The organism is Nitrospira sp. Nam80, from assembly GCF_965152575.1.
On the sequence record NZ_OZ224216.1, the window covers coordinates 3,424,371 to 3,446,735 of the forward strand.

Annotated in this window: 23 protein-coding genes and 2 tRNA genes; 11 read left to right on the forward strand and 14 right to left on the reverse strand. The window is 56.1% G+C overall.

All coding sequences use genetic code 11. The features are described from left to right. Positions 1 to 25: 25 nt before the first annotated feature. From ACWGXE_RS16135 to ald, 4 genes are all read right to left on the reverse strand, one after another. Positions 26 to 1,009, reverse strand: coding sequence for a sigma-70 family RNA polymerase sigma factor (locus ACWGXE_RS16135; protein ID WP_447598993.1), 984 nt, complete (start codon positions 1,007 to 1,009; stop codon positions 26 to 28). Positions 1,010 to 1,019: 10 nt separating this feature from the next. Continuing rightward, positions 1,020 to 1,316, reverse strand: coding sequence for an acylphosphatase (locus ACWGXE_RS16140; protein WP_447598994.1), 297 nt, complete (start codon positions 1,314 to 1,316; stop codon positions 1,020 to 1,022). 282 nt (positions 1,317 to 1,598) lie between these two features. Further along, a tRNA-Pro gene (locus ACWGXE_RS16145) sits at positions 1,599 to 1,675 on the reverse strand. 33 nt (positions 1,676 to 1,708) lie between these two features. After that, positions 1,709 to 2,812: an alanine dehydrogenase gene (gene ald, locus ACWGXE_RS16150; RefSeq protein ID WP_447598995.1), complete on the reverse strand. Its 1,104-nt coding sequence runs from the start codon at positions 2,810 to 2,812 to the stop codon at positions 1,709 to 1,711. A gap of 149 nt (positions 2,813 to 2,961) precedes the next feature. Here ald and ACWGXE_RS16155 point away from each other — a divergent pair, with 149 nt between their 5' ends. From ACWGXE_RS16155 to ACWGXE_RS16170, 4 genes are all read left to right on the forward strand, one after another. Then, the gene (locus ACWGXE_RS16155; protein ID WP_447598997.1) at positions 2,962 to 3,333 is read left to right on the forward strand and encodes a hypothetical protein; all 372 of its coding nucleotides are present in this window, start codon (positions 2,962 to 2,964) and stop codon (positions 3,331 to 3,333) included. 43 nt (positions 3,334 to 3,376) lie between these two features. Further along, entirely contained in the window at positions 3,377 to 3,724 is a 348-nt protein-coding gene (locus tag ACWGXE_RS16160; RefSeq protein WP_447598998.1) for a (2Fe-2S) ferredoxin domain-containing protein, read from the forward strand. Positions 3,725 to 3,846: 122 nt separating this feature from the next. Next, positions 3,847 to 4,260: a hypothetical protein gene (locus ACWGXE_RS16165; protein ID WP_447598999.1), complete on the forward strand. Its 414-nt coding sequence runs from the start codon at positions 3,847 to 3,849 to the stop codon at positions 4,258 to 4,260. A 71-nt stretch (positions 4,261 to 4,331) separates the two neighbouring features. Then, positions 4,332 to 4,619, forward strand: a complete 288-nt coding sequence (locus ACWGXE_RS16170; protein ID WP_447599001.1) for an ATP-binding protein — start codon at positions 4,332 to 4,334, stop codon at positions 4,617 to 4,619. Here the strand turns inward: ACWGXE_RS16170 and ACWGXE_RS16175 are convergent. The 3 genes from ACWGXE_RS16175 to ACWGXE_RS16185 form a co-directional block, all read right to left on the reverse strand. Then, entirely contained in the window at positions 4,614 to 5,177 is a 564-nt protein-coding gene (locus tag ACWGXE_RS16175; protein WP_447599002.1) for a hypothetical protein, read from the reverse strand. The genes ACWGXE_RS16170 and ACWGXE_RS16175 overlap by 6 nt on opposite strands. Before the next feature lie 84 nt (positions 5,178 to 5,261). Beyond that, positions 5,262 to 6,320 (reverse strand): phytoene/squalene synthase family protein, encoded by a 1,059-nt coding sequence (locus ACWGXE_RS16180; RefSeq protein ID WP_447599003.1) that lies wholly within the window; start codon positions 6,318 to 6,320, stop codon positions 5,262 to 5,264. Next, positions 6,317 to 6,736, reverse strand: coding sequence for a cupredoxin domain-containing protein (locus tag ACWGXE_RS16185; protein ID WP_447599004.1), 420 nt, complete (start codon positions 6,734 to 6,736; stop codon positions 6,317 to 6,319). The genes ACWGXE_RS16180 and ACWGXE_RS16185 overlap by 4 nt, the downstream gene beginning before the upstream one ends. A gap of 241 nt (positions 6,737 to 6,977) precedes the next feature. Here ACWGXE_RS16185 and htpX point away from each other — a divergent pair, with 241 nt between their 5' ends. Next, the gene (gene htpX / locus ACWGXE_RS16190; RefSeq protein ID WP_447599005.1) at positions 6,978 to 7,892 is read left to right on the forward strand and encodes a protease HtpX; all 915 of its coding nucleotides are present in this window, start codon (positions 6,978 to 6,980) and stop codon (positions 7,890 to 7,892) included. Positions 7,893 to 7,939: 47 nt separating this feature from the next. On the opposite strand, the gene ACWGXE_RS16195 is transcribed toward htpX, so the two are convergent. Together ACWGXE_RS16195 and ACWGXE_RS16200 are read right to left on the reverse strand one after the other, a co-directional pair. Further along, on the reverse strand, positions 7,940 to 8,215 hold the full coding sequence (locus tag ACWGXE_RS16195) for a hypothetical protein (protein WP_447599007.1): 276 nt from the start codon (positions 8,213 to 8,215) through the stop codon (positions 7,940 to 7,942). A 138-nt stretch (positions 8,216 to 8,353) separates the two neighbouring features. Next, the gene (locus tag ACWGXE_RS16200) at positions 8,354 to 8,989 is read right to left on the reverse strand and encodes a hypothetical protein (RefSeq protein ID WP_447599008.1); all 636 of its coding nucleotides are present in this window, start codon (positions 8,987 to 8,989) and stop codon (positions 8,354 to 8,356) included. 135 nt (positions 8,990 to 9,124) lie between these two features. Here ACWGXE_RS16200 and ACWGXE_RS16205 point away from each other — a divergent pair, with 135 nt between their 5' ends. Further along, positions 9,125 to 10,549, forward strand: coding sequence for an MFS transporter (locus ACWGXE_RS16205; RefSeq protein WP_447599010.1), 1,425 nt, complete (start codon positions 9,125 to 9,127; stop codon positions 10,547 to 10,549). Between the two features lie 23 nt (positions 10,550 to 10,572). Here ACWGXE_RS16205 and ACWGXE_RS16210 read toward each other — a convergent pair whose 3' ends face one another. Beyond that, positions 10,573 to 10,782, reverse strand: a complete 210-nt coding sequence (locus ACWGXE_RS16210) for a hypothetical protein (protein ID WP_447599011.1) — start codon at positions 10,780 to 10,782, stop codon at positions 10,573 to 10,575. Between the two features lie 237 nt (positions 10,783 to 11,019). Here ACWGXE_RS16210 and ACWGXE_RS16215 point away from each other — a divergent pair, with 237 nt between their 5' ends. The 5 genes from ACWGXE_RS16215 to ACWGXE_RS16235 all read left to right on the forward strand — a co-directional run bounded on the left by ACWGXE_RS16215 (position 11,020) and on the right by ACWGXE_RS16235 (position 16,012). Further along, positions 11,020 to 11,469, forward strand: a complete 450-nt coding sequence (locus ACWGXE_RS16215; protein ID WP_447599013.1) for a GatB/YqeY domain-containing protein — start codon at positions 11,020 to 11,022, stop codon at positions 11,467 to 11,469. Positions 11,470 to 11,610: 141 nt separating this feature from the next. Continuing rightward, positions 11,611 to 12,258, forward strand: a complete 648-nt coding sequence (locus ACWGXE_RS16220; RefSeq protein ID WP_447599015.1) for a response regulator — start codon at positions 11,611 to 11,613, stop codon at positions 12,256 to 12,258. Positions 12,259 to 12,306: 48 nt separating this feature from the next. Continuing rightward, on the forward strand, positions 12,307 to 13,311 hold the full coding sequence (locus ACWGXE_RS16225) for a diguanylate cyclase domain-containing protein (protein ID WP_447599016.1): 1,005 nt from the start codon (positions 12,307 to 12,309) through the stop codon (positions 13,309 to 13,311). After that, a complete protein-coding gene (locus ACWGXE_RS16230) occupies positions 13,308 to 15,686 on the forward strand; it encodes a response regulator (protein WP_447599017.1) in 2,379 nt (792 codons plus the stop codon). The genes ACWGXE_RS16225 and ACWGXE_RS16230 overlap by 4 nt, the downstream gene beginning before the upstream one ends. After that, positions 15,683 to 16,012 (forward strand): Hpt domain-containing protein, encoded by a 330-nt coding sequence (locus ACWGXE_RS16235; RefSeq protein ID WP_447599019.1) that lies wholly within the window; start codon positions 15,683 to 15,685, stop codon positions 16,010 to 16,012. Before ACWGXE_RS16230 ends, ACWGXE_RS16235 begins: the two co-directional genes overlap by 4 nt. Positions 16,013 to 17,461: 1,449 nt before the next feature. On the opposite strand, the gene ACWGXE_RS16240 is transcribed toward ACWGXE_RS16235, so the two are convergent. From ACWGXE_RS16240 to ACWGXE_RS16255, 4 genes are all read right to left on the reverse strand, one after another. Then, positions 17,462 to 18,499, reverse strand: a complete 1,038-nt coding sequence (locus ACWGXE_RS16240; RefSeq protein WP_447599021.1) for an ABC transporter substrate-binding protein — start codon at positions 18,497 to 18,499, stop codon at positions 17,462 to 17,464. A 22-nt stretch (positions 18,500 to 18,521) separates the two neighbouring features. Beyond that, positions 18,522 to 19,481: a hypothetical protein gene (locus ACWGXE_RS16245; protein ID WP_447599023.1), complete on the reverse strand. Its 960-nt coding sequence runs from the start codon at positions 19,479 to 19,481 to the stop codon at positions 18,522 to 18,524. 689 nt (positions 19,482 to 20,170) lie between these two features. Further along, positions 20,171 to 20,602 carry a thermonuclease family protein gene (locus tag ACWGXE_RS16250; protein WP_447599025.1) on the reverse strand — a complete coding sequence of 144 codons (432 nt, stop codon included), beginning with the start codon at positions 20,600 to 20,602 and terminating at the stop codon, positions 20,171 to 20,173. 1,519 nt (positions 20,603 to 22,121) lie between these two features. After that, positions 22,122 to 22,197: transfer RNA gene (locus ACWGXE_RS16255), tRNA-Ala, on the reverse strand. Between the last annotated feature and the right edge of the window lie 168 nt (positions 22,198 to 22,365).

The following is a 22,365-nucleotide window of genomic DNA, read 5'->3' on the forward strand; positions in this document are numbered from 1 at the left end:
AAGACGGCCGCGGCAGTCCGATCGGCTAGAGCAGATCGGTCCGCTTCATTGTCTTTCGCTCAATAATGCCTCGCAGTCTGACAAGGGCCGCGGTTTCGATTTGCCGCACACGTTCGCGCGTCAATCCCATTTCCCGCCCGATCTCTTCGAGCGTCCGCGACTCTTCCCCATTGAGGCCGAATCGCGCAAGGATAACAGTTCGTTCCTTCTCAGGCAACTCCTTTACCCAGGCCATCATTTCAGACCGCCTCAGGACCCCTTCCGCCGTATCGGCCGGGGAGAGGCACAGGGGATCTTCAATGATGTCACGGAGAAAGGTGTCCTGCCCGTCGCTGATCGGGCTATCGAGCGATGAGGTCGTCCGCACCAACTGCTTGAGATCGTCGACTTCCTCCACGCTGGTCTTCATCCGAACGGCCACTTCTTCTGAACTCGGTTCACGTCCCAATTCATGCACCAACTGCTCCACTTTGCCGAGATACCGATTGAGCCGTTCCACCACGTGGACCGGGAGGCGTACCAATTTGCCTTGATTGATGATCGCGCGCTCGATGAACTGCCGGATCCACCAGGACGCATACGTGCTGAACCGAAACCCCCGCTTGTAATTAAATTTTTCGACGGCCTTAATCAGCCCCAGGTTGCCCTCTTCGACGATATCGGCGAATGGAAAGCCGCGGTTCATGTACCGTTTACCGATACTGATGACCAGCCGCAGGTTCGCTTCGATCATTTGCCGGCGAGCGTCTTCATCGCCTGCCATGACCCGCTTACCAAGTTGTTGCTCCTGTTTAAAGGTCAGCAGCGTGGAGCGCCGCACTTCGCGCAGGTAGCTTTTGAGGGTATCAAGCCCTTCGGAACGGTCGGAACCGCCGTTCTCATGATGGTTGTCCTGGCTCTGGGAATCCCCCCCCTCTTCGTCATGGTCCTCGGCGGAGTGCCGGCGCCCCGCCGAGTGGTTCGTCACATCATCGTCATCATGGTTTTGTACGCTCGCTCGCCGGGTCATCAGCGTAATCTCAATACCAAATTTGGAAATCAGCCCAGCGGCCGGAAGCGACAGACCACTCGATATGGATCTGTTGGACCCGCGCCCCTGGGGGGCCGATCTTGAGCTGCTTAATCATATCTTCAATGAAGTTTTTCATTCCTTCGACATCGACTTCGACGTGGCCGTTGTCGAGATTTTTTACGCCCCCGACCAGTCCTCGACTGGAGGCAGCCCGGCGTGTGAAGGCGCGATAGCCGACTCCCTGCACAGAGCCGGTAATGAGAAGTCTGGCGCGTACGCATTCGTCTCGGATGGGGTCGGCCATATCTCGATGAATCACTCAGCATGAAAAGAAAACGATCAGCGTGCGTATAGTCAATATGGTCAGGATATTCTCATACCTCACGGTCCTCGTCACGCGATTTAGAAGTTTACGCGACAATATGAGCCTGCGGCGCACCATCAGGCTGGTCCGGAGGTTCGCGTGTAGAGCTGCCGGGACAACCGAAGGTGGGTACGCTCGGGGGCGAGCAAGGCAGGATCAACCTTACAGGTGGTATTTATCCGCCCGCACCAATTCAATAAAGCGATAACACGAAGTGCGTTATGGTCGGGGCGAGAGGATTTGAACCTCCGACTCCCGCGTCCCGAACGCGGTGCGCTACCGGGCTGCGCTACGCCCCGACAAATGATCGGCAGAAGAACCGGTGTAGTCTGTTACAGAAGAGGGTCAAAACGCAAGCCGTGCGCTTCGGCCACGCCCTGGTGTGTCACCTTGCCGTCTGTTAGATTGACGCCTTTGGCAAGACCCAGTTCCGAACGAATCGCTTGCATGACGCCGCTCGAAGCCAGGCGGACTATAAAGGGTAACGTCGCGCTGGTCAAGGCCAATGTGGATGTCCGTGGGACAATACCCGGCATATTCGGCACGCAATAGTGCAACACATGATTGACCAGGTACACCGGGTCGGAATGAGTCGTAGGTCTGGTTGTCTCCGAGCAGCCTCCTTGGTCGACTGCCACATCAACGAACACCGACCCGGGCTTCATCGCCGCCACCAACTGTCTCGACAGTAACTTTGGCGCCTTGGCGCCGGGCACGAGCACCGCGCCCACGACCAGATCGGCGGCGGAGACAGCATGGCTGATATTCTCCTCTGTGGCGGCCAGCGTGATGATGCGCCCGCGATAGCCGTCATCCAGGCGCCGCAGGCGTTCAATGTCCTGATCGATGACCGCGACATTGGCTCCCATCCCCACGGCAATCCGTGCCGCCGATTCTCCGACGACGCCCGCGCCCAATATTGCCACATGGCCCGGTTCAACTCCCGGCACACCGGACAACAGCACTCCCCGGCCTCCTTGTGTCCGCTCCAGATATCGAGCGCCGATCTGCACGGCAAGCCGTCCGGCAATTTGACTCATCGGCCTCAACATGGGGAGACTCCCGTCCCCGGCTGCAGTGGTCTCATACGCAATGGCCGTCACCCGCGCGTCGAGCAGTGCCTTGGTGAGATCCGATGATGAGGCCAGATGCAAATACGTAAAGACGGACTGTCCTGGCCGTAAGAACCGGCATTCCGATAATTGCGGCTCTTTGACCTTTACGATCAGTTCGGATTGTTTGAAGACTTCACTCGGAGAGGCGGAGAGATGCGCTCCGGCGGATCGATAGTCCTCATCGGAAAATCCGCTGCCGAGGCCGGCGGACCGTTCGAGTACCACTTCATGGCCGGCGTCTCGCAATGTCCGCACGCCCTCGGGTGTGATGCTCACACGGTATTCGTGATCTTTGATTTCCTTCGGAACACCAATGACCATGCGCCCCTCCGTGCTGGAAGTACAAACCGACCGATTCATCATTATACACGCTGTTTCAGGCCCCTGATGAGGAATGGCCGCGGGTGGACATTTCCGAGAATGGTGCGGTAAGATTTCGCCCGGTTTGGCGACATGTGGAGGAGTTTGCCATGAATTCAGCAGGATCATGCAACGGCTGCGGAACGAGCGGGAAGCCGTTGATGAAATTTTCTCTCGGAAAAGATTTCTTCGGCCGCCCGTACGATCGTTTGTCCCCTTCGACGGATCAAAGCCCCAAATGGTATTGCGAGCCCTGCTCGATGCTGAAAAATCTCCAGCGTGACTTCCGCGACATTCTGGCGGAATTCGATAAATTGTCTGCCGGGCAAGCGTCCGCCTTCACTGAAGCAGAGGAACGGCAACGGGCCCAGCTCCGCCTCCGGGAAATCGCCACCATCGCCGAAGGTCGTCCGGATGCTTCCTCGCTGCTGAAACCGGGAGATGTCCGGCAGCTCATCGAACGATTCCACGCGGCTGCGTAAGGACATTTCCAAGTTTGATTCCATCCCGACCCCCGGAGGCGTCATGACAGGCTTCAAGCGGCATATTTTTGTATGTATCAACCAACGGCCGAAGGAGGATCCGCGCGGATGCTGCGCGAACCAGGGATCGGAACGCCTGCACGCCTTCTTTAAGAAGGAAGTGGAGCGAGTGGGCTTGAAAGGTATCGTGCGCGCCAACAAAGCCGGCTGTTTAGACCATTGTGAATATGGACCGAGCGTTGTCATCTACCCCGAAGGAGTCTGGTATTGGGTCGGCTCTGAAGCCGACGTCACAGAAATCGTCGAACGCCATGTCGTACACGGTGAAATCGTCGAGCGCCTTCTCATGCCCGACCATCCGCCCCCGACTCACCTGGAAAAGCTCGGTTAAGATATTTGCCGGCCACGGCAGATCGGCGCAGAACAGCAGGCGCATATTCATGCCGAAGAGCGACTGGCGTTGCTCTCAATGATCCGAGAACCCGTGCTGCCTTGACGATCGCGAGGAGTATTATGAGGCCCGAAGACAAATGGAAGACCAATATGGAAAAAGTGGCTTTCATGAAGCAATTTCCGGGTCTCCTCGCCGGTTGGGAGGCGACCGCCGGCAAGACCATCAAGGCCATTCATCCCTTGAGAGGAAGGGAAGGAGCCGTTGTCGTGGTCTTCACGGACGGATGTTTCCTCCCCGCGCCGCCCTTAACGCCCGAACCCTGGGAAATCGGAGAGGCTCTCCATACGGCCCGACCACACGTGGAACAGGCTCATCGCGAAGCCTATGCGCAATATGATCGGCTGCTTGCCAAAGACAGGGAAGCGAGTCGCGCGGCGCGTTTGGAAAAAATCCTCGGCGCCATACAAAACAATCTGGAACACATCCCCGAGTTGCGTGACCGGATCAAGCAGTTGGTACAAGAATGGGAATAATGAAAATGCGCCGGCGGGGAACCGTCTCGGTGAGATTGTCAATCTTCATGATCGTCCTGTAGAGTGCCTGTATGTCTAAGAACATGTTCGAGATCTTCTCGCAAGGCCTTTTTGAAGGAGTCAAACCTATGATGGTTATCCGCGACCACCTGGTGCGCCATCCCGATCGTTGCACACACCAGGCGGTCTGTATTCCTATATGTCCGACCGGTGCCTGGCTTTCCACCCCACCATTCAAGTTCGATGCGTCCCGCTGCCTAGAATCCTGCCGCTTATGCCTGGACGCTTGTCCCTCGAACGCCATTTATGCCGTCTATCGCAAGGGCGACAAGGTGCTGATGCCGCAAAAGAAATTATGATAGTGAAATTACTTCCTGCTCTTCATACGGATTCATAGTCCCGGTACGTCCGCCGATGAAGCCGAATGCGATGCGCACCGTGGCCGGTGGCGTGAACTGATTGAGCGAGAAGGAAAAGGTTACCGGCCCGACGATATATTCATATACGGCCAGCGCGGGCGGCGTCACATTCTTGTGGGTGCGAAGCCGCTGGCCATCAACCGTCGAGTCGCCTGCGCAACGCTCATCGTAGATTCCCGCGTGCATGGCCCACAGAGTCCCCGACGAATCCGACCGCTCGCTGTAACCCAGGAATCCTGCGCTTTGCTGCGTCAAATTCCCATTCGGCCAGAGCGTGCGAATATCATTGCCGGAGCGATCCACCAGGCCGGTCGGCGTCAGCAAGGGAGGCGGACTCGGCAGATTGATAAGTTCCACTTTGGTAATCAAGGAATTGCGCCGAGCAGCATTCGGATTGTCATAGGACTGATTCCAGACTTTGAGTACAAAGTTCCATCCACCGCCGGTCTGCGTCGAAACCAAATCAATTTTGGCGAAACCCTGGGTCACCGGTGGCATAGTTCGTCCTTTCTTCATGTATTCGGATGCGAAGCATGTGCGTCATAAGTTTTGATCCGTGTGCAGGCTCTATACGGCCGTGCATCAGACAATCTGCTTTCTCACATGGCCCCAGTAGGCTGATCCCGCATACCCGCAGCCCCCTGTCAGAATGGTCACTGCCATGACGCGATAGACAACGCTGCGGGGAGCCTTGATATTGATGGACGGGTCCAGCAGGTCGTGAGAGGCCGCGACTCGTTTCAATGTTTCACCGGCGAGAAGAACGGGCCACATGCAGGCCAGCCGTTGACGAATTTCATGTCGAGGAATCGCCATCGTATAGGTCCAACCCTGATCGAGATATCCGACGGCCAGCCGCACCAGTTGGAGCAGAATGGGCCGAAAACGCGGCAAATTATCCGGCGACAAAAGATCCCTGGGACTGAGTCCGGCATCCCGCAGCAACGCCATGGGTATATAACAGCGGCCTCTCTGAAGATCGCGCGCGAGGTCCTTCAGGATATTTGTCAGTTGAAGCCCTTTCCCAAACCCCACACCGACAGCGGACATCTTCTCCACATCCCACCCGGACAATGCCGGTCGGTGCGCACAGACCATTCTGGTCCAGAACTCACCGACGCAACCCGCCACGTAATAGATGTACTCATCGAGTTCTTTCATCGACTCGAAGGCGGCCGGCGTGGCGGCGGATCCGCCGGCGAAGTGAGCAAGGTCCATAGCCATTCCATTGGGCAGGATCTGCATGAGGCCTCGGATCCGCCGGCGATCCTCTTCCGAGAATTCTCGATAGACGGCAAAGCAATCACCCAGTCGCTGGAGCAAAATTCGTTCGGCAGAGTCATGTTGGAGCGGGACCAGCTCCGCCTGGAGCGCGCCGGTGACCGCATCATCGATCGAGTCGGCATCGAACTGCCTCCGGAAGACGGCGAGGTACTGCGCGCGCCGGTCGCGATCAATCAGGTCGCTGTCCGCGATGGTGTCCGCCGCCCGCGCAAAGAGATACGACAGCCCCATTTGATCGCGCACATTCCCCGGCAGCACATTCAGGGTGAGATAAAACGACCGCGACACCTGTTTAAGGATCTCGTGAAGCAGTTCCTGCCTGGCGGATTTGGTGGACGTGGGAGGGCCTTTTCTCAACGGACTTCCAGCTTGCCTTCCATCCCTTTCTCTCGATGGCTGGCAAAGAACAGCAGTTTCTTGTCGCAATAAAATGAGAAGGTCCCCTTCTGCATGGGAGTGAATTGGAGAACAACCTGTTTGCCCGCCCCGACATCCCGGTCGATAGACAGGCCGGACGCGCCGTCTTTCAGAACGAAGTTATGCGGCGTGATCGTCGTGACGCTGTTCAATATCAATTCAACGGGACGCCCGGCCTGCACGACGACATGGTTGGGATCGTACGAATAACTGTCGAGGACCATCGTCAGCCGTTGCACGCCATCGGAGTCGATCGGGGCAACCGCAATATGCTCGGAGCCCGGCTCGCCGGCGGCACCGGCAATTGAGGGGAGAGAGGTCGCAATCCCGATGAGCAAAATCAGCAGCGGAGCCATGAACCTCATATCCCTTCTTCCATCGCAATAAAATCCCTTCTAACAGAACCCCGGGAGTCGGTCAACCGACCCCGGACTGCGGACCGGCCACGCCTTGACGAACACACAACGTGGTATTATCTCGATGAACGGTTCATGCCGCATCGCCTGCTCGGATGCATTTTAGATCAGGCGTTTGTATACTGTAGTCCCGTTGAACGACTCGAGAATAATCAGTGACGGATCATAGAGGAGGATTTGCATGAAGCGGTTAAAGGGTATTGGCCTGTTTTTAATCGCCAACTTCCTGATTTATATCACCTTATCAATCACGGCGAGTATCCTCGTCAATGTCGTGCTGCCCGCGTTCGGCATCGACGTGCGGGGGGCATTCAGCCAAGAGTTATTGGTATGGTCGCTGGTGATCGGATTTGCCGGGGCTTTTCTCAGTCTCGCTTTTTCGAAGCAGGCGGCCAGAGCCATGCTGGATTGCTATCAAATCACCCAGCCCCGCAACCATGCGGAGCAAGTGATCTACGGAGCAGTTCAGGAAATCGCCCAGCGGTTGCATATCCAGATGCCGGAAGTTTGGGTCTATGAAGCGCCGGATCCCAACGCTTTTGCCACCGGCCCCAGTAAGAATAACTCCATGGTCGCTGTCTCCACCGGTCTCTTGAATAACCTCAAGGAAACCGAAGTGAAAGCCGTGTTGGCGCACGAAATGGGCCATGTGTTCAATGGCGATATGTTTACGACTACCGTGTTGGCCGGTTTGATGAACACCTTCGTGTACTACATCAGCAACTTCGTGTATCACCTCATCGGAAGCTCCCAGGGCCGCGAGGAGGAAGGCCAAGCCGGAAACCCGATTCTCGGGTTTTTCGTCTACATTGTCCTCCAGGTCGTGTTGTCTTTTCTGGCCATGATCGTCATCAGTTGGCATTCGCGGCGTCGTGAATTTGCGGCTGATGCCTTTTCGGCCAAAGTGTACGGCCGGGAGTCGATGATTTCCGCCCTTCAGGCCATTGACCGTTGGGTGAACCGGGCTCACGTCGAATATTCGACCCAGGATGCTCTGGCGACCATGAAAATTTCCGGGAAGACCTCGGGTTTCATGCACCTGTTTGCCACGCATCCGCCGATCGAGGACCGTATCGCGGCCTTGCAACGGCTGTAAAGAAGGGATTCATCAGGCGAGCGGCATTTCGCCGCTCGCCGAAGGGTTCATGTTTTCTTGAGAAATATGATTTGCGCGCGGTATTCCTGAATTGCGGTGGCGAGCGCCTGTTTGCCTAACGGGATATTAGCCTCAAGCGCCGCCTCGATGGCCGGATCTTCGATGACCACTTCATAGCGATCTTGCACATTGGTCCGGACAGCGACACCCTGCTTGATGTCGCGCGGCATATATATTTCAGTCCACACTTCTTTTTCCACCAGGCAGACATCTCTGAACCGCTCATAGAGCAGGGCGAGCTTGTCCGGGTCTTGTTCTTTCATGTGCGGTCTCCGAGTGCGACGGCACGTCTCCGTGCCACCATGATTCCGTGAGCGGGCGAAGAAAAATAAACTATCCTGTAACGAATTTTCAACGGTGAGCAGAGTGCTCGGGGCGGCAGATTACAGGGAGGCGGGAAACTAATCGGAGATAGTGAATCGCATCGTCCCGACTTGATTGACGGCATGAAACGGTTGTTGTCCCAGCGGAGTAATAAAAATCTTGACCAGATAGTTTCCTGGAGACCATCGGCCCTCCGGCTTTTTCAGCTCCAGAAATCCGTACCGTTCGTGGCCGGGAACTTCCAGAGTGTCGCGGCCGACCGGGGCCTCAGCCGAGGCCCCGTCCTCCCCGATCAAGAACCATTGAGCGCTGAATTGTGCCGGATCCTCCAGAGGAGCCACTTCAAAGACAATATAGATAGCGGGGATATCGGCCGTAAACTGTGTCGTCCCCGGCTCGATCGGCTTCAGCCTGGGGTCCTGGGTGTACCAGCCTTTACGACCAAAGCTGTCCCATTCGACTTCGTACCCCTTCGCCATCTTAATCCATACAAATATGGATTGGGGTACCCCCCTTTTCTGTTCATCCAGCGAGGGCGCGACAGTCGGTTCGAACTCAGTGGTCGCTTGTTCTTTGGGAACCATCAGGTCCTTCGCGGCGCTCAGAAACGAACCGTGCCATGCAAAGAATCCTATCAGAACGACAAGGCTCACCCAGACGGTCACCGTCAACCGGCCACGCCATGACTCCAATCTATGGATTCGAGTCTTCATGCATGAACCTTCGGGCTTTTTACAGTACACAGCTATCGTTTATCGTACCGACTGTTTGAAAAGCGGTCAATCGGGTTCAAAGCGGCAATTTCTGGCCTTTGAAGACCCGTTTGATATAATGAGGCACACAGCGCGATGAACAGCCGCCGTTTAGACGCAGCGCAGACAGACCAACACCCTTCTCCACTGCCGGCACTTGATCAGTCACCGAATGCCGACGCCGGGAGCAAGAGCCGCCAATACGGTATTCGCGACGCGGCGTTTCAAGCAGTGACGCAAGGCGGCGGAGAGAATTATTTCTCCGCCTTCGCGCTGCTACTCCAAGCATCTCCATTCCAAATCGCCATCCTTTCGTCACTCCCGCAGCTGATCGGCATCCTGTTCCAGCTGCTCTCGGTCAAGATCCTGCCCTATCTCTCCGGGACCCGGCAATTGATCTCATTTGGGGGAATCGGCCAAGCCCTGTGCTGGATTCCGCTGTTGTCCCTGCCATTGTTCTTGTCCGCTCACGGAGCCTGGTGGCTGATTCTCTGCGTCGTCCTGTACGTCGCGCTCGGCAATCTGACCGTGCCGGCGTGGAACAGTCTATTGATCGGAATCGTCGACGCCAACAGCCGCGGAACCTATTTTGCGCGCCGGTTTCAGATGACATCGTTGACCAGCTTCCTTGCGCTCGGTGCGGCGGGCGCGATTCTCAATGCGGCTGAACGATGGGGATTCCAATGGATCGGGTTTATCGTGGTTTTTTCTGTCGCCGCGTGCGCGCGAGCGTTGGCGACCCGCTATCAACTCAACACGGCACAAGGCGTCACCGCCCCGATTCCGGAGGCGCCGGGCGGCTTCCGTCACTTCATTTTGTGCGCCGCCACACCGGATCTTCGCCGGTTTCTCCTCTTTTCATCCCTCATGCATTTTTCCGTGTTCATCGCGGGGCCGTTCTTCGTTTTTTACATGTTGCAGGACCTGCATCTGTCCTATCTCCAATACGCCGGTTGGATGGCGGCTGGTATCCTGGCCCAATTCCTGACCTTGAGGCCATGGGGTCAATTGAGCGACACCTACGGAAACAAAACCATTCTCCGCCTGACCGGCTTCAGCGTCCCGATCTTGCCGGTGCTGTATCTCATCAGCGATGCCTATCCATTCCTTCTCATGGTGAATTTTGTCGGAGGAGCGACATGGGCGGGGCTGTCGTTGGGTCTCCAAAATTACGTCTTTGATTCGGTGCGGCCCGAGGAACGGACGCGAGGGGTGGCGGTGGCCAATGCGGTGAACGCAGGCGGCTGGTTTCTTGGGGCAATGGCGGGCAGCTGGCTGGCTACCGTGATCCCTTCACAACTCCACATATTGGGACTCACCGTTCACCCGGCCTCCAACCTTCCGTTCTTGTTCGCCATCTCCGGGATCCTTCGCTTCCTGGTCTCGTTCAGTCTCTTGGGGACATTTCGCGAGCCCCGTTCCATCCGGCTGACCTCACCACGACACATTGTCTGGGAACTTCCCCTCGTGAAGCCGTTGCTGGGCTTGGTTCCCTGGAGGAGTTTTCGTGTGCCCCAATAAACGGCACGGCAAGAATTCAATCGTTACTGCCCCGCCGGCTTTCTCTCCCGCTCCTCCTGCTTCAATTTGTCGAACGTCCGATCCGCGCTTCCCTTCACCTGCTCGGGGCTCGGCTGTTGCATCGGCTTCGGCTTGTCACTTGTACAACCGACGACCGCCGTGAAGGCGACCACCAAGAACCCACAGACGCAAACCATTCCATCACGCCTGCCCGTTGCCGTTTGAACCGCCATGGTTTCCTCCATATAGGGTTGTCCGCCAGCCGGGCGACATGCATCAGAAATGCGCCAGGCGACATCCGCGTCATTATGCAGAGCGAGCGCCCCGATCTCAACCTGGGCTCGAACCTCTTCTATACATAGGACGCTGATGTGCCGCATGGCGTGTTGAGCTATCCCGCGGGCCGATTGACTGACCTATCGAATCCCGCTATTCTTAATTTTTATGCCATTCATTTGAGGACCACGCATATGTCTCTCCGAGACCGACTCACTGAAGATCTGAAGCTTGCCATGAAGTCCAGGGACCAGTTGCGCATGGATGTAATTCGAATGATCAAGGCAGCCGTCCTGAACAAGGAAGTGGAGATGAAGAAGGACCTGGATGATGCGGAGATGAGTCGCGTGATGACCACTCTGATCAAGCAGCGGAAGGAAGCGGCCGAACAGTTTGAGAAGGGACACCGCAACGATCTGGCCGCGAAAGAACGGCTGGAGATCAATATCATTGAGGCCTATCTTCCGCCCGCCGTCTCGGACGAAGACATCAGCCGGGCCGTGGACATTGCGGTGCGAGAGGCAGGCGCCCCGTCCTTAAAAGACATGGGCGCGGTCATGAAGGCGGTGATGGCTCGCTTCGCCGGCCAAACCGTGGATGGGAAGCGGGTCAGTGACCTCGTCCGTGCCAAACTTCAATCCTAACCCCACCGCGACTGCTATACTTATCACAGCAGTCCATCTTCAATATCATTCAACACAAGGCGAATCCGCGACTCGGCTATAATTCCGATACGACCGGAAAGCTGCCGGACGAGCCCGACCGTACCATTCAGCCGTGACAACATGAGCATTCTGATTGTCGATGATTCGCCTGATCAGCAATTGATTTTGCGGTCGATCCTGACCAAAGCCGGCCACCAGGAGATCCTGTTCGCGGACTCGGCTGAATCCGCCTACCTTCAACTTGGCGCCTCCGACGCCATTGGCTCCGCCTCCCCGTGCCCTATCGATCTCATTCTGATGGATTTTCTCATGCCCGATATCAACGGTGTCACCGCCTGCGCCCATATCAAAAGTATCGAGCACCTCCGGGATATTCCCATCATCGTCGTGACGGCAAAGACGGAGGTGGAAAATCTCAAGGCCGCGTTCTCTGCCGGGGCCATCGACTTCATTAATAAACCGGTCAACGCCGTGGAACTATTGGCCCGTGTCTCCTCCGCCCTGATGCTCAAGAAAGAGATGGACTGCCGCAAGGCGCGCGAGCAGGAATTGCGGCGCAGCAACGAGGCGCTTCAGAAAGCCTTGCGCGAAGTCAAAGTCCTGAAAGGCCTCGTTCCCATCTGTGCCTCATGCAAGAAGATCCGCAACGACCAGGGATTCTGGCAACAATTGGAGGAGTATATTCAACAGCACTCGGAGGCGGAATTCAGTCACGGCCTCTGCACGCCCTGCATAAAGAAGCTTTATCCTGGTTTTTACAAGGAGTAGCTGCTAGATTTTCTGCTGGTTGCACCGCCTTGTCAGAAAGGGCTCGCGATGAGCATCTTGATCGTTGACGACTCTGCCGATGATCTTCACCTTCTTCAATCGCTCCTTTCAAACGCCGGCTACGAAGACACCCTCATCGCCGATTCCGCCGCCGCCGCGTTCCGGCTCCTCGGTTTGGACGGCGGCAAGCCGTCTCCGCATCGGGTTGATCTGATCCTGATGGATATCGTCATGCCGTCGATGAGCGGCATCGAGGCCTGCCGCCAAATCAAGGCTGTCGAGCGCTTCCGCGACATCCCGATCATCATGGTCACCGTCAAGACAGACCCGGTCGACCTCCAGCTCGCGTTTGCCGCGGGAGCCGTCGATTATGTGGCCAAACCGATCAGCAAAATCGAACTCTTGACCAGAGTGCGTTGCGTGCTTCGGCTGGTCCATGAAATCGATCGCCGGCGCGCCAGGGAACAGGAACTTCTGGAGGTCATGCGCCAGCTGCAGGAGGCGAACCAAATGCTGCTTCGCCTATCCTGCCTCGACGGCTTGACGGGAATCACCAATCGCCGCCAGTTCGACGATTTTCTCGACCAGGAATGGCGGCGGGCCGTCCGCGAACACACTCCTCTCTCCTTGATCATGCTCGATATCGATCAATTCAAGACCTATAACGATGCCAACGGCCATCAAGCCGGCGACGAATGTTTGAGGCAGGTCTCCAACGCCATCTCCGGCGCCGTGAACCGACCCGGCGACCTCGTCGCCCGTTATGGCGGCGATGAATTCGTCATCGTTCTGCCCGGCACGACTGTCGAAGGGGCGGCTCAGGTAGCCGAGACCTTGCGGCGGAGGGTGCAGGAAATGGACATGAAACATCCGAGCGGGGAGCTAGTTACCATCAGCCTGGGATTTGCCAGCACGATCCCCAGCCGAACCGCCGCTCCAACCGATCTTATCAGGGCGGCCGATCAGGCGCTTTACCAGGCCAAACAGGATGGACGAAATCGGACCAAGCAAGCCGGTGTGCTGACGCTGGTCCAACACACACGCGAGGAATGAACCGTCGCCGGCCTTGTCTTCGCGCGCCTGCTGCGACCGCGCAATTCATCTCCCCCTACCTCGTGATGGCAAAAAGAGCCGTTCGTTTCACCAAGAAGCCGCATTCCGCCCCCGACCCCATGCCTTCGCACAGTCTCCCTCAATCCGGAACCGGGTCGGATGCGACGGGACCAGCGGCCACTGTCCCGATTCAACCGAATCCCCCGCTCTTCACTCAGGCGCTGCCCAAGTCGGGGAAGCGCGACCAAGTCCTCAAGGACCACCAGACCGTGCTCCTCGAACTCGTCAAAAGCGAAGGCCTCCATAGCGGCGATTTAACACAAGCCCTGCATGCAATTACGGCCGCCGCCGGCGATGCATTGGCCGTGGAACGCGTGAGCATCTGGCTGTTCGAACAAGACCGCACGGCGATTCGCCTCCTGGATCTGTATGAGCGGGCGACGCAATCGCACCATTCGGGAACAATCCTGCAGGGATGCCAATACCCGGCCTACTTCCAGGCGGTCGAAACAGAAGAGCACGCGATCGCCGCCCACGATGCTCATCACGATCCGCGCACCCGGGAATTCTTGGACGGCTATCTCACTCCGCTGAACATCGGCGCGATGTTGGACGCGCCCATCCGGCGAAAGGGCCTGGTCGTCGGGGTCCTGTGCCATGAGCACGTGGGAGGCCGGCGCACCTGGACAGCGGAGGAGGAGAATGCAGCCTGCTCCCTGGCCACCATGGTGACGCTGGCGATGGAAGCGTCCGAGCGCCGCGAAGTCGAACGGGCCCTCCGCGTCGCAAAGGAGGCCGCTGAAGTTGCCAGCAAAGCCAAAAGCGAATTCCTGGCCAGTATGAGTCACGAAATTCGGACACCGATGAACGCCATTATCGGCATGGCCGACGTGCTCTGGGAAACATCACTCACCGCGGAACAACGAAAATACCTCCGGGTCGTCCGCCGTGCCGGCAGCAGTTTATTGAGTCTGATCAACGACATTCTCGATCTCTCGAAGGTGGAAGCCGGGCACCTGGAACTGGATCGCATCGAGTTCGATCTGAACGAACTGATCGAGAAGGCCATCGAAATCCTTGCCTTGCGGGCAAACGACAAGGGGCTGGAACTGGCCTGCCATGTGAGTCCTGACCTGCCATGCCAGGTCATCGGGGATCCGAATCGACTCCATCAGATTTTGGTTAACCTGATCGGGAATGCGATCAAATTCACAGACCACGGGTCCGTGGTCATGCGGGTCACGCCGGATCCCGACGCGCGCCGCACCGGAGCCATCTGCTTCTCCGTCGAGGATACAGGCATCGGCATTCCACCGGACAAGCTCGGCACGATCTTCGAGAGTTTCACACAAGCGGATAGTTCCATTTCCCGGTTCTATGGCGGGACGGGACTGGGCCTGCCCATTTCCAAACACCTCGCTGAACTCATGGGGGGGCATATTCGGGTCGTCAGCCGGGAAGGACAGGGCAGCACGTTTTATTGCACCGTTCTGCTCGACATCCAAGCCGGCCACGCCGCTTCTGATCCGGCCCCTTCACCTCAGCTCAAGGATATTCGCACATTGGTCGCCGATGACTTTTCGATCAACCGCCAGATTCTTCGCGACATGCTCTCCGCATGGGGCGCTCGCGTCAGCGACGTGGACAATGCGACGGCGGCCGAGGAAGAACTCCGTCGTGCCGCTGCCGGGGGCGAGCCGTATCGCCTGCTCCTCCTGGATTGTCGCATGCCGGGTACGGATGGATTCGAGACGGCTCAAGCCATCAAGGCGGATCCCGCATTCGCCGACTTATTGATCATTATGCTGGCTTCCGACCGCTGGGCCGATGATATCGCAAGGACGTACGACCTCGGTTTAGGCGGCTATCTGGTCAAGCCCATCAAGCGATCGGATTTGGCGCAAACAGTCATGATCGCGCTGGATCGCTCAAAGGGCGTCTGCCAACCGCCGGGGCATAGACTCCACAAACACGGGAACCAGACTACATCGTCGCTGCGCATTCTCTTGGTCGAGGATTCCAGAGATAACCAACTGTTGATTCAAACCTACTTGAAGCAAACAGCCCATCACATCGAACTGGCTGAAAACGGGCAGATCGCCGTGGACAAGTTTCAGAGCGGGCACTATGACGTGGTTCTTATGGACATGCAAATGCCGGTCATGGACGGGTTGGAGGCGACTAGGATAATCCGGGAATGGGAACGACACGAAGGGGTAACGAAGACCCCGATCATTGCGCTCACGGCCCTCGCCCTGAAGCAAGAAGCGGCGAAAATCTTTGAAGCCGGATGCAATGCCCATATGACGAAACCCATTAAGAAGGCGACGCTCCTCGATATTTTGTCGGCGTATGAAGGACAATTGACACCATGACGCATGCGAATACATCGGACTCACATGAGGCCCTCATTGTCTATATTGATCCCGATCTTGAAGAGATTGTTCCCGGGTTTCTCAATAATCGGCGAAAGGACGTGAAGATTCTCGACGGCTGCATAGAGAAAGAACAATGGGATACGATTCGTCTTCTCGGTCACCGCATGAAAGGTGATGGGGGAGGCTACGGATTTGAGACCATCAGCGCCATCGGCCACGATCTGGAACAGGCGGCGCTAAGGCGGGATCTCCTCACCATTCGGGAGCGCACGCTACATTTGACTCAGTTTCTTTCCCGTGTGCGCGTTGTATATAGGCGGTAGCTCTTTCCAGGACAAGCATCGGACCGAGATTCAAAGCATCACCCTAATTGTGTCATTGCGAATAGGCGGCATATCGGCGGCCGCCCGCAACCGGAATGGGAGGAGCGCTCCTCCGATTGGATGCATACACCGTATCCGATTCGATACTGCCGGCCTCCGCACACGAACGTCTTAAGGAACCTCGTATTGTCCACCGCCTATGGAAAACCAATGTCTTATGATTGCCGTATGGGAAGCTACGTGGGAGGAACTGAAGTGGTACGGATCTTGCCGTATCACAGTTGCATCAATCTTCCACACAAAATAGAACGGAGATGACGTCATGAATATCGTAATGAGTCTCTCACTGGTCCTCGGCGCCGGCGCGGCGCTTCTATTCCTCAGGATGCTGTGGCCTGAATGAGTCGGGCAATGAATGGACGCCTCCAGCTCTCTTGCGCAGATGTCTGGGTTCTGTTTCGATCATCGTCCTGCCCTTTTTCCGATCCAGTCTTCTGCATTGCCCACCGAGACTGTCTCGGCCGCCGGCTGGCCCAGTAAACGGCTCTAGCGTAATCACTTATACGAGGGAGGCTGTAGGCAAATCCATACAGCTCGTGGAGGGCCCGATCGGCCCTAGTGACTTCGATTGCTTGAATACCAGTATTTTGTCCCGTACATTCTCCACAAAATCTGTGGATAAGCTTGGGGATAAGATGATTGCTATGACATCAATGGCGCGTTGTGACTGATTGAATATCACATTGCCCATTCGTTGGGCATGAGCGGTCCATCATCTGACAATTACTACATATAGATGCCAACTGGATAATCACACCAACATATTGACGGTTATCGATGAGTTTATTTTAAGTGCCGCTACTTAATTGCATGACCAAATGGAATCGATAGGGACGGACGTACTTATACACAGCAGCGTCAGCCTTACTCTTACATTCTTCGATCCTGAATGGAGACGCCCTAGCACGTAAGTGCCCCCTCTCTTCTATTTGAATGAATGCCCGTCGGGAGCTGAATAGCACCTCCCTTGGGCCAGCACGTCGCAATAGGAGCGATCTGACCTGTACGTTTCTTGGTATCCTACGACATTATTTCCAAATGCTCCGTAGCGCACCACCCTCCTGCATCTAGAAAATACTGTAACCGTTCGGACAGTCGGCGGCCGCGACATCCTTCTCCCTGTGTTTGCACTATTTGGTATGATGCCCATGAGCATGTGTCATCACTGTAGTGAACATTGTGCGGTCATACATGGATATTGCCTATACTGCCGCGCGCAGTGTCGACCGCCCCGTGGTCGGTGGGCTCGGATCAGCTCGTTTTTCACGCGGTGGATTAATTTCCATCGCGTCCCTCCACTTCACGACCGGCCTGCTTCACGGATCTGAACAGCCGCGAGAACCAGGGTCCCGGCTCGTCTGCCGTCCACGGTTCCCTCCCACCTTGCCCTCATTGGTCTCGCTTCACCGTTTGTAGTGCTTCGATAATGACCGATGAATCGAGCGCGTCCTCGGTATCCAGTTCCATTGGGAAGACATTTTCATGAAACATGAATCTGGCGACATACCCCAATCTCCTGTGAAAAACCCCTCCCTTCGCCAACGAATACAGATACCGGCGATCCGCCCACAAGTGGATATTAGGCGGGGGCGCATCCCGGTAGATCTGCTCCACCCATTCTTTCTTGGTACCTGTTTCTTCGACTACTGCGCGGATCGCAGCCGTATGGTTCTTTTGCAAGGCGTCGTAGGCCAATATCAAGGCTTGAAGGAACCGCACCGCCGTCGCCCTGTTTTCCAAAAGCCATTGGCGCTGGACACTGATGCCCGCCACATTCGTGTAGATGCCAAGGTCGCCTTCTATGGCAACGAGTCTCGCATTCCCCTCGTGAATCATTCGCTGGATCCATGGTTCCCACACCATCGCGGCATCAATCTCTTTATGTATTAAGGCGGCCATTTGTATTTCAGGAGGCATATCCAGCAACTTCACTTGGTCGCGAGCTATGCCGTGTTGTCGCAAGGTCATGATCAAACCGTAATGGGCGCTTGACCCAGCAAAATAGCCGATACGCTTGCCTCTCATGTCGCTTGGCGTTTCAATGCCGCTATCTCTCCTCACGACAAGGCCTTCGCTGTAGGCCCCTTCGGAATGGATCCCTATCATCACCCAGTCCAGGCCCTGAGACAGACCGCTGAGAAACGGGAGGACCTTCACAATGGCCACATCAATGCTCCGGTTCTTCGCGGCCGCGATCATCGGCGGCCCCGCGATGAACGGCACATATTCCGGCGCCAAGCCCGCTTTCTCGAACAACTTCAGTTCCTTGGCCGCAAACAATAGCCAGTCATCCGAAGAGGCCGATTGATATCCGATCCTGATAGGGAGGAGGCTCTCGGCAAACGCCTGGGACGCGTCCAATTCATGCCACCTGAATAAAACGAGTATTAATCCGATGACTATCAGCGCTATGCTCTTGCGTATCACTGAGAAGCTCCCTATGAACGGTTTACTTGCTAGCCGGGATCGTCAAAATGGGCGCAGCAGCGCCACCCGGGGTCTCCACGAAGGTGAAGAGGAACATCAGAAAGGTGAACAACTGCTTGGAGCGGAGATCCCGGTCGTCGATGGAGAACCAGTAACCATGGTAGGGCGCGCTGACGAAGGCCGTTTCCGGATGGTTCTCAGTGGAGGTATTAATCCGGATGAGGTCCCGAACCGGCCCTTCAGGACCTAGATCAGCTTCCGGCGTCGGTCCAACCCGGTGTTCCGCCACATGCACTTCCGGTACGTGGATGCGTGATGCGAGGTCCGTGAGGACCTCGAGAATCGATCTGGTCAGCAGGGCGATTTCCTTGTCGCTCGTAGGCACAACGCCGTAGACGACCCGAAAGACCTGCGAGTCGGGATCCAAGTCCAATATTCTCTTGATGTTGAGTAGCGATCCTTCGATGGCGGCAGAAATACGAGGGCGAAAGACTAATTCCAGTACCTCCTCAGAACCAACTTTCTCTATCCGAACGCCAACTTCGTTGGAGGCTTGGACTCGATGCAGATCCTTCAGAAGGGCATAGAACTCCGCATCGGCCGGTCGGACGTGCTGTAGCTGAACGCGCCGGTTATCCACACCATTGACGGACTGTACTGCCAGACGGAATACGAAGTCTACGGGGTAACCACCCTGGAGAATGTTGAGAATCGCCGAAACGGGCAGCGGCATCATCAGGGAACGAGCAAACCGCTCACCCGCAAGAGGCGCATATGTGATGGTGGGGGTATCGGTAAGCACACCCTGAGCGCCCAAACCGAAAGTACCGCTGATCACACCGGGGACAGTACCGCTGTTGAAAATATTCCCGGTTCCATTGGCGCTCAGCGTTCGTTGGAACGAGTAATTGGCCACGATCTGCCCAACGTCGAGAAAGACTGGCGTGTCGCCATAGCGAAGCTTGACCAGGTTCAACAGCATTTGAGTCTTCCATGATTCCGCCACCGTCCCCGAATAGTCGAAGCGGTCACGGCTCATAGACCTCGGCCCGATCGATGCGCAGCCGGTAATAATGATAATGATCAGGAACCAAAGAAGATTTGTGGCATTCACATGACTCCTTCTTGTTGCGTGATGCGAGCGGACAAATCTCTCCACTCCACCGCTAATCCGCATGGATTGCGGGCCTGTCGCAACGAATGCAGCCGGCTAAGCCGCTGCACATTATGCTATGAAGTCGAATTGTCGCGTAGAGTACCATACCGTAACGCAGAGTCGCCATGACATGAATTGTTCACACAAAGTTATAGGTTGGCTCCTTCCGATAACGACGAGTCGAGGGGCGACTAAGGTGACGTGGGGCAGAAATGGGTGACCGAAGACGTTTACTTCCGCATCAGAATGCAATTATCTCGTGAAGAACACGCGGGTCCATCCTATCCGAAGGCATGTGTGGCGACAACCCTCTTTTTTGTCCTTCTGTAGATAGCAAGTTCACTGGTCCGGTGGATGTAGCACATGATCTGTACGGCTGTTCCTCTGCCCCGCTTCCGGAGCACACCGCGATCCTTTACCGCCTCCTGGCACCCGCAGAAAGTCAGCCTCCCTTCCATGGTTAGCCGTGGTGACGATTTCCACCACATATCAGGCTACCCAACCGTTGAAATTGGCTATGGCACGTTCGAGCACCAGTCCATGGACTTGGCGCCGCCGCCATACGTCACCGCTAATTCAGCCTGAACGAGCTTGCCCCCGGCATCTTCTCCATCCACGGACAATCGGGCCAGAAGCCGGAACTGCGTATCGCGCTTTGCATCAATTATCCTGACGTCCTTCGCTCGGACGATCATCTCTTCGATGAAGCGTTTTGCCTGCAACGCCTTCGCCCGCTCCAGCTCACATCGCGCTTGCAACTCCGGTGTGTGAATGCCCATAAGTCGGACGGTGATCTTCCTTCCGAAGACCGGCGGCAGACCGGCGAGATCGAAGATGCAGGTATTGCCGTCGTAGCAGCCGTGAAACGTGGCGATGCGCAGGGCATCGGCTGCGCCGTCGGGGATAGTCCGAGCCGACTGGGTGAAAGACCTGTTTTCTTTGTCCACTACGGGCTGCCTACGTTCCGGCGGCGTGGAATTCGGCGGTGGCGAGCTTACCCCGTCGCGCTGGAAGATTTCGGCAATAGTGGAACGTTTCGGCGCTTCGCTGCGACTACCTTGTTCCCAGAAATGAGAGTCTTTGGTACATGAGAAAGCGGAAAGAAGAATTAAGAAGAGAAAGGGGCCCATGGCCAGGAACTTCCTTTTCCCAGGCGACGTTCGACAACGTGTTGCTCTATGCGAGATCATCTTTCGCTCGGCCTCATGCATGCCATAACTATGAACAAATCTCAACGGCGGACGATTGCAGACATTTTGCCGGTACGAGCCTTATGTCCTTGATCCTCCTCATTTTCTTCCACCATCGAGCATTCTCGCTCGTTTCGCACCGTGCGAAATTCAATCAACATTTAAAAAGTCAAACAGCAGCCTGAAATCCAACCTAAAATGCTTTCCTAATCCGTGGCTTTGGAGGATCTTTCCAGGCAATCTCGGAAATGCTTCAAGCCGATTCAAGGCGGACTAGAACTAGCTTATGCGGACTAGAACTTGCTTATTTAGTTCCGCGCTCCCTAACCGCGGAGCGTCAGTTTCCGGTCAAACGGCAGCTCCGAGGTTCTTGTCAGACCGAGGAATGGCCTTATGCCGCAACAAACAACTACCGGGGATCTTATTCTCGAAGTGGTAAGAACGAAACCTCAGTGTACCTTGAAGAGGTCACGCAACAGTTGCAGGACTGGCCTTCGCAGGATGTGTTCCTTGAGGTGGATAGTCTGAGTCGGTTGGGCCACCTAGCGCTGAACACGAGGCGATATGGACTGGCGACTACACTCCATCGCTCTTTGACCGACCTCCGGCGAGGTGATCATGGCACGCATTGCCACCCATGCGATCTTCGTTATTTTCCATAAAGCATCGTTGAGGAGCTTGGCAAGCCGTACGCCACCTCTTGCTTCATTAACAGACCGGGTCTCAATATGGCTGCTCAGTCTCGGAATGGTCCTGGTTTTCCTCATTCTAGTCTTGTTCCTGATCCAGGTTGTCTCTTCCCGGCCGAAAAACACACATCCAACTGAAAGCGCTTGGTACTGCTATACGTTGCCCCTCTTCAAAGTTCTGAGTCAGGACCGTTCTGGTTCCGTTCTTCCGTCGACTTGCCATACGGCTCTCGAACAGGTGGTCCCGGTCAACATGCAAACTTGGCAGCGGTCTCTCGCGAAATAGAAAACATATTGAGTGGAGTCTTCCAAGAGTTGCTGTCTCGTTTCATCGCCATGGTAGAAATGGCGGCGGTCACATGAACTATTCGGAAGCAAGAAGACTCGCGGACGATGCGCCGCTACGGCGAAAGAGAGCACCGGAGGATTTATCCGTCCGCATCGGATTACGATAATTCTTTGAAGAGCGCGCGGGTCAACTGAAGGTTGGTATCAGAGAAAAGAAGACGCACTGGAGGCGTTTATCCGCCGGCGTCAATGAAGAGAGGCTTCGCCTGAGGAGGCGGCGGCTCACACGAAGTGCGGTTTGGTGGAGGGCAGGGGAGTCGAACCCCCGACCCCTACGTTGCGAACGTAGTGCTCTCCCAACTGAGCTAGCCCCCCACATCGATGCAGTGATGAGTCTGCATGTTGGGACCTTACCTCACCATGCAGCTTAAACATTTGGACGAGCGCCGCAACAAAACCCGCAGGGTTGTCTGCGCGACAGTGCACAGAATTGATGTCCTGCGAAGGAGACGGGGAGAAAGCCCGGCGCTCGTCTTGTCTGAC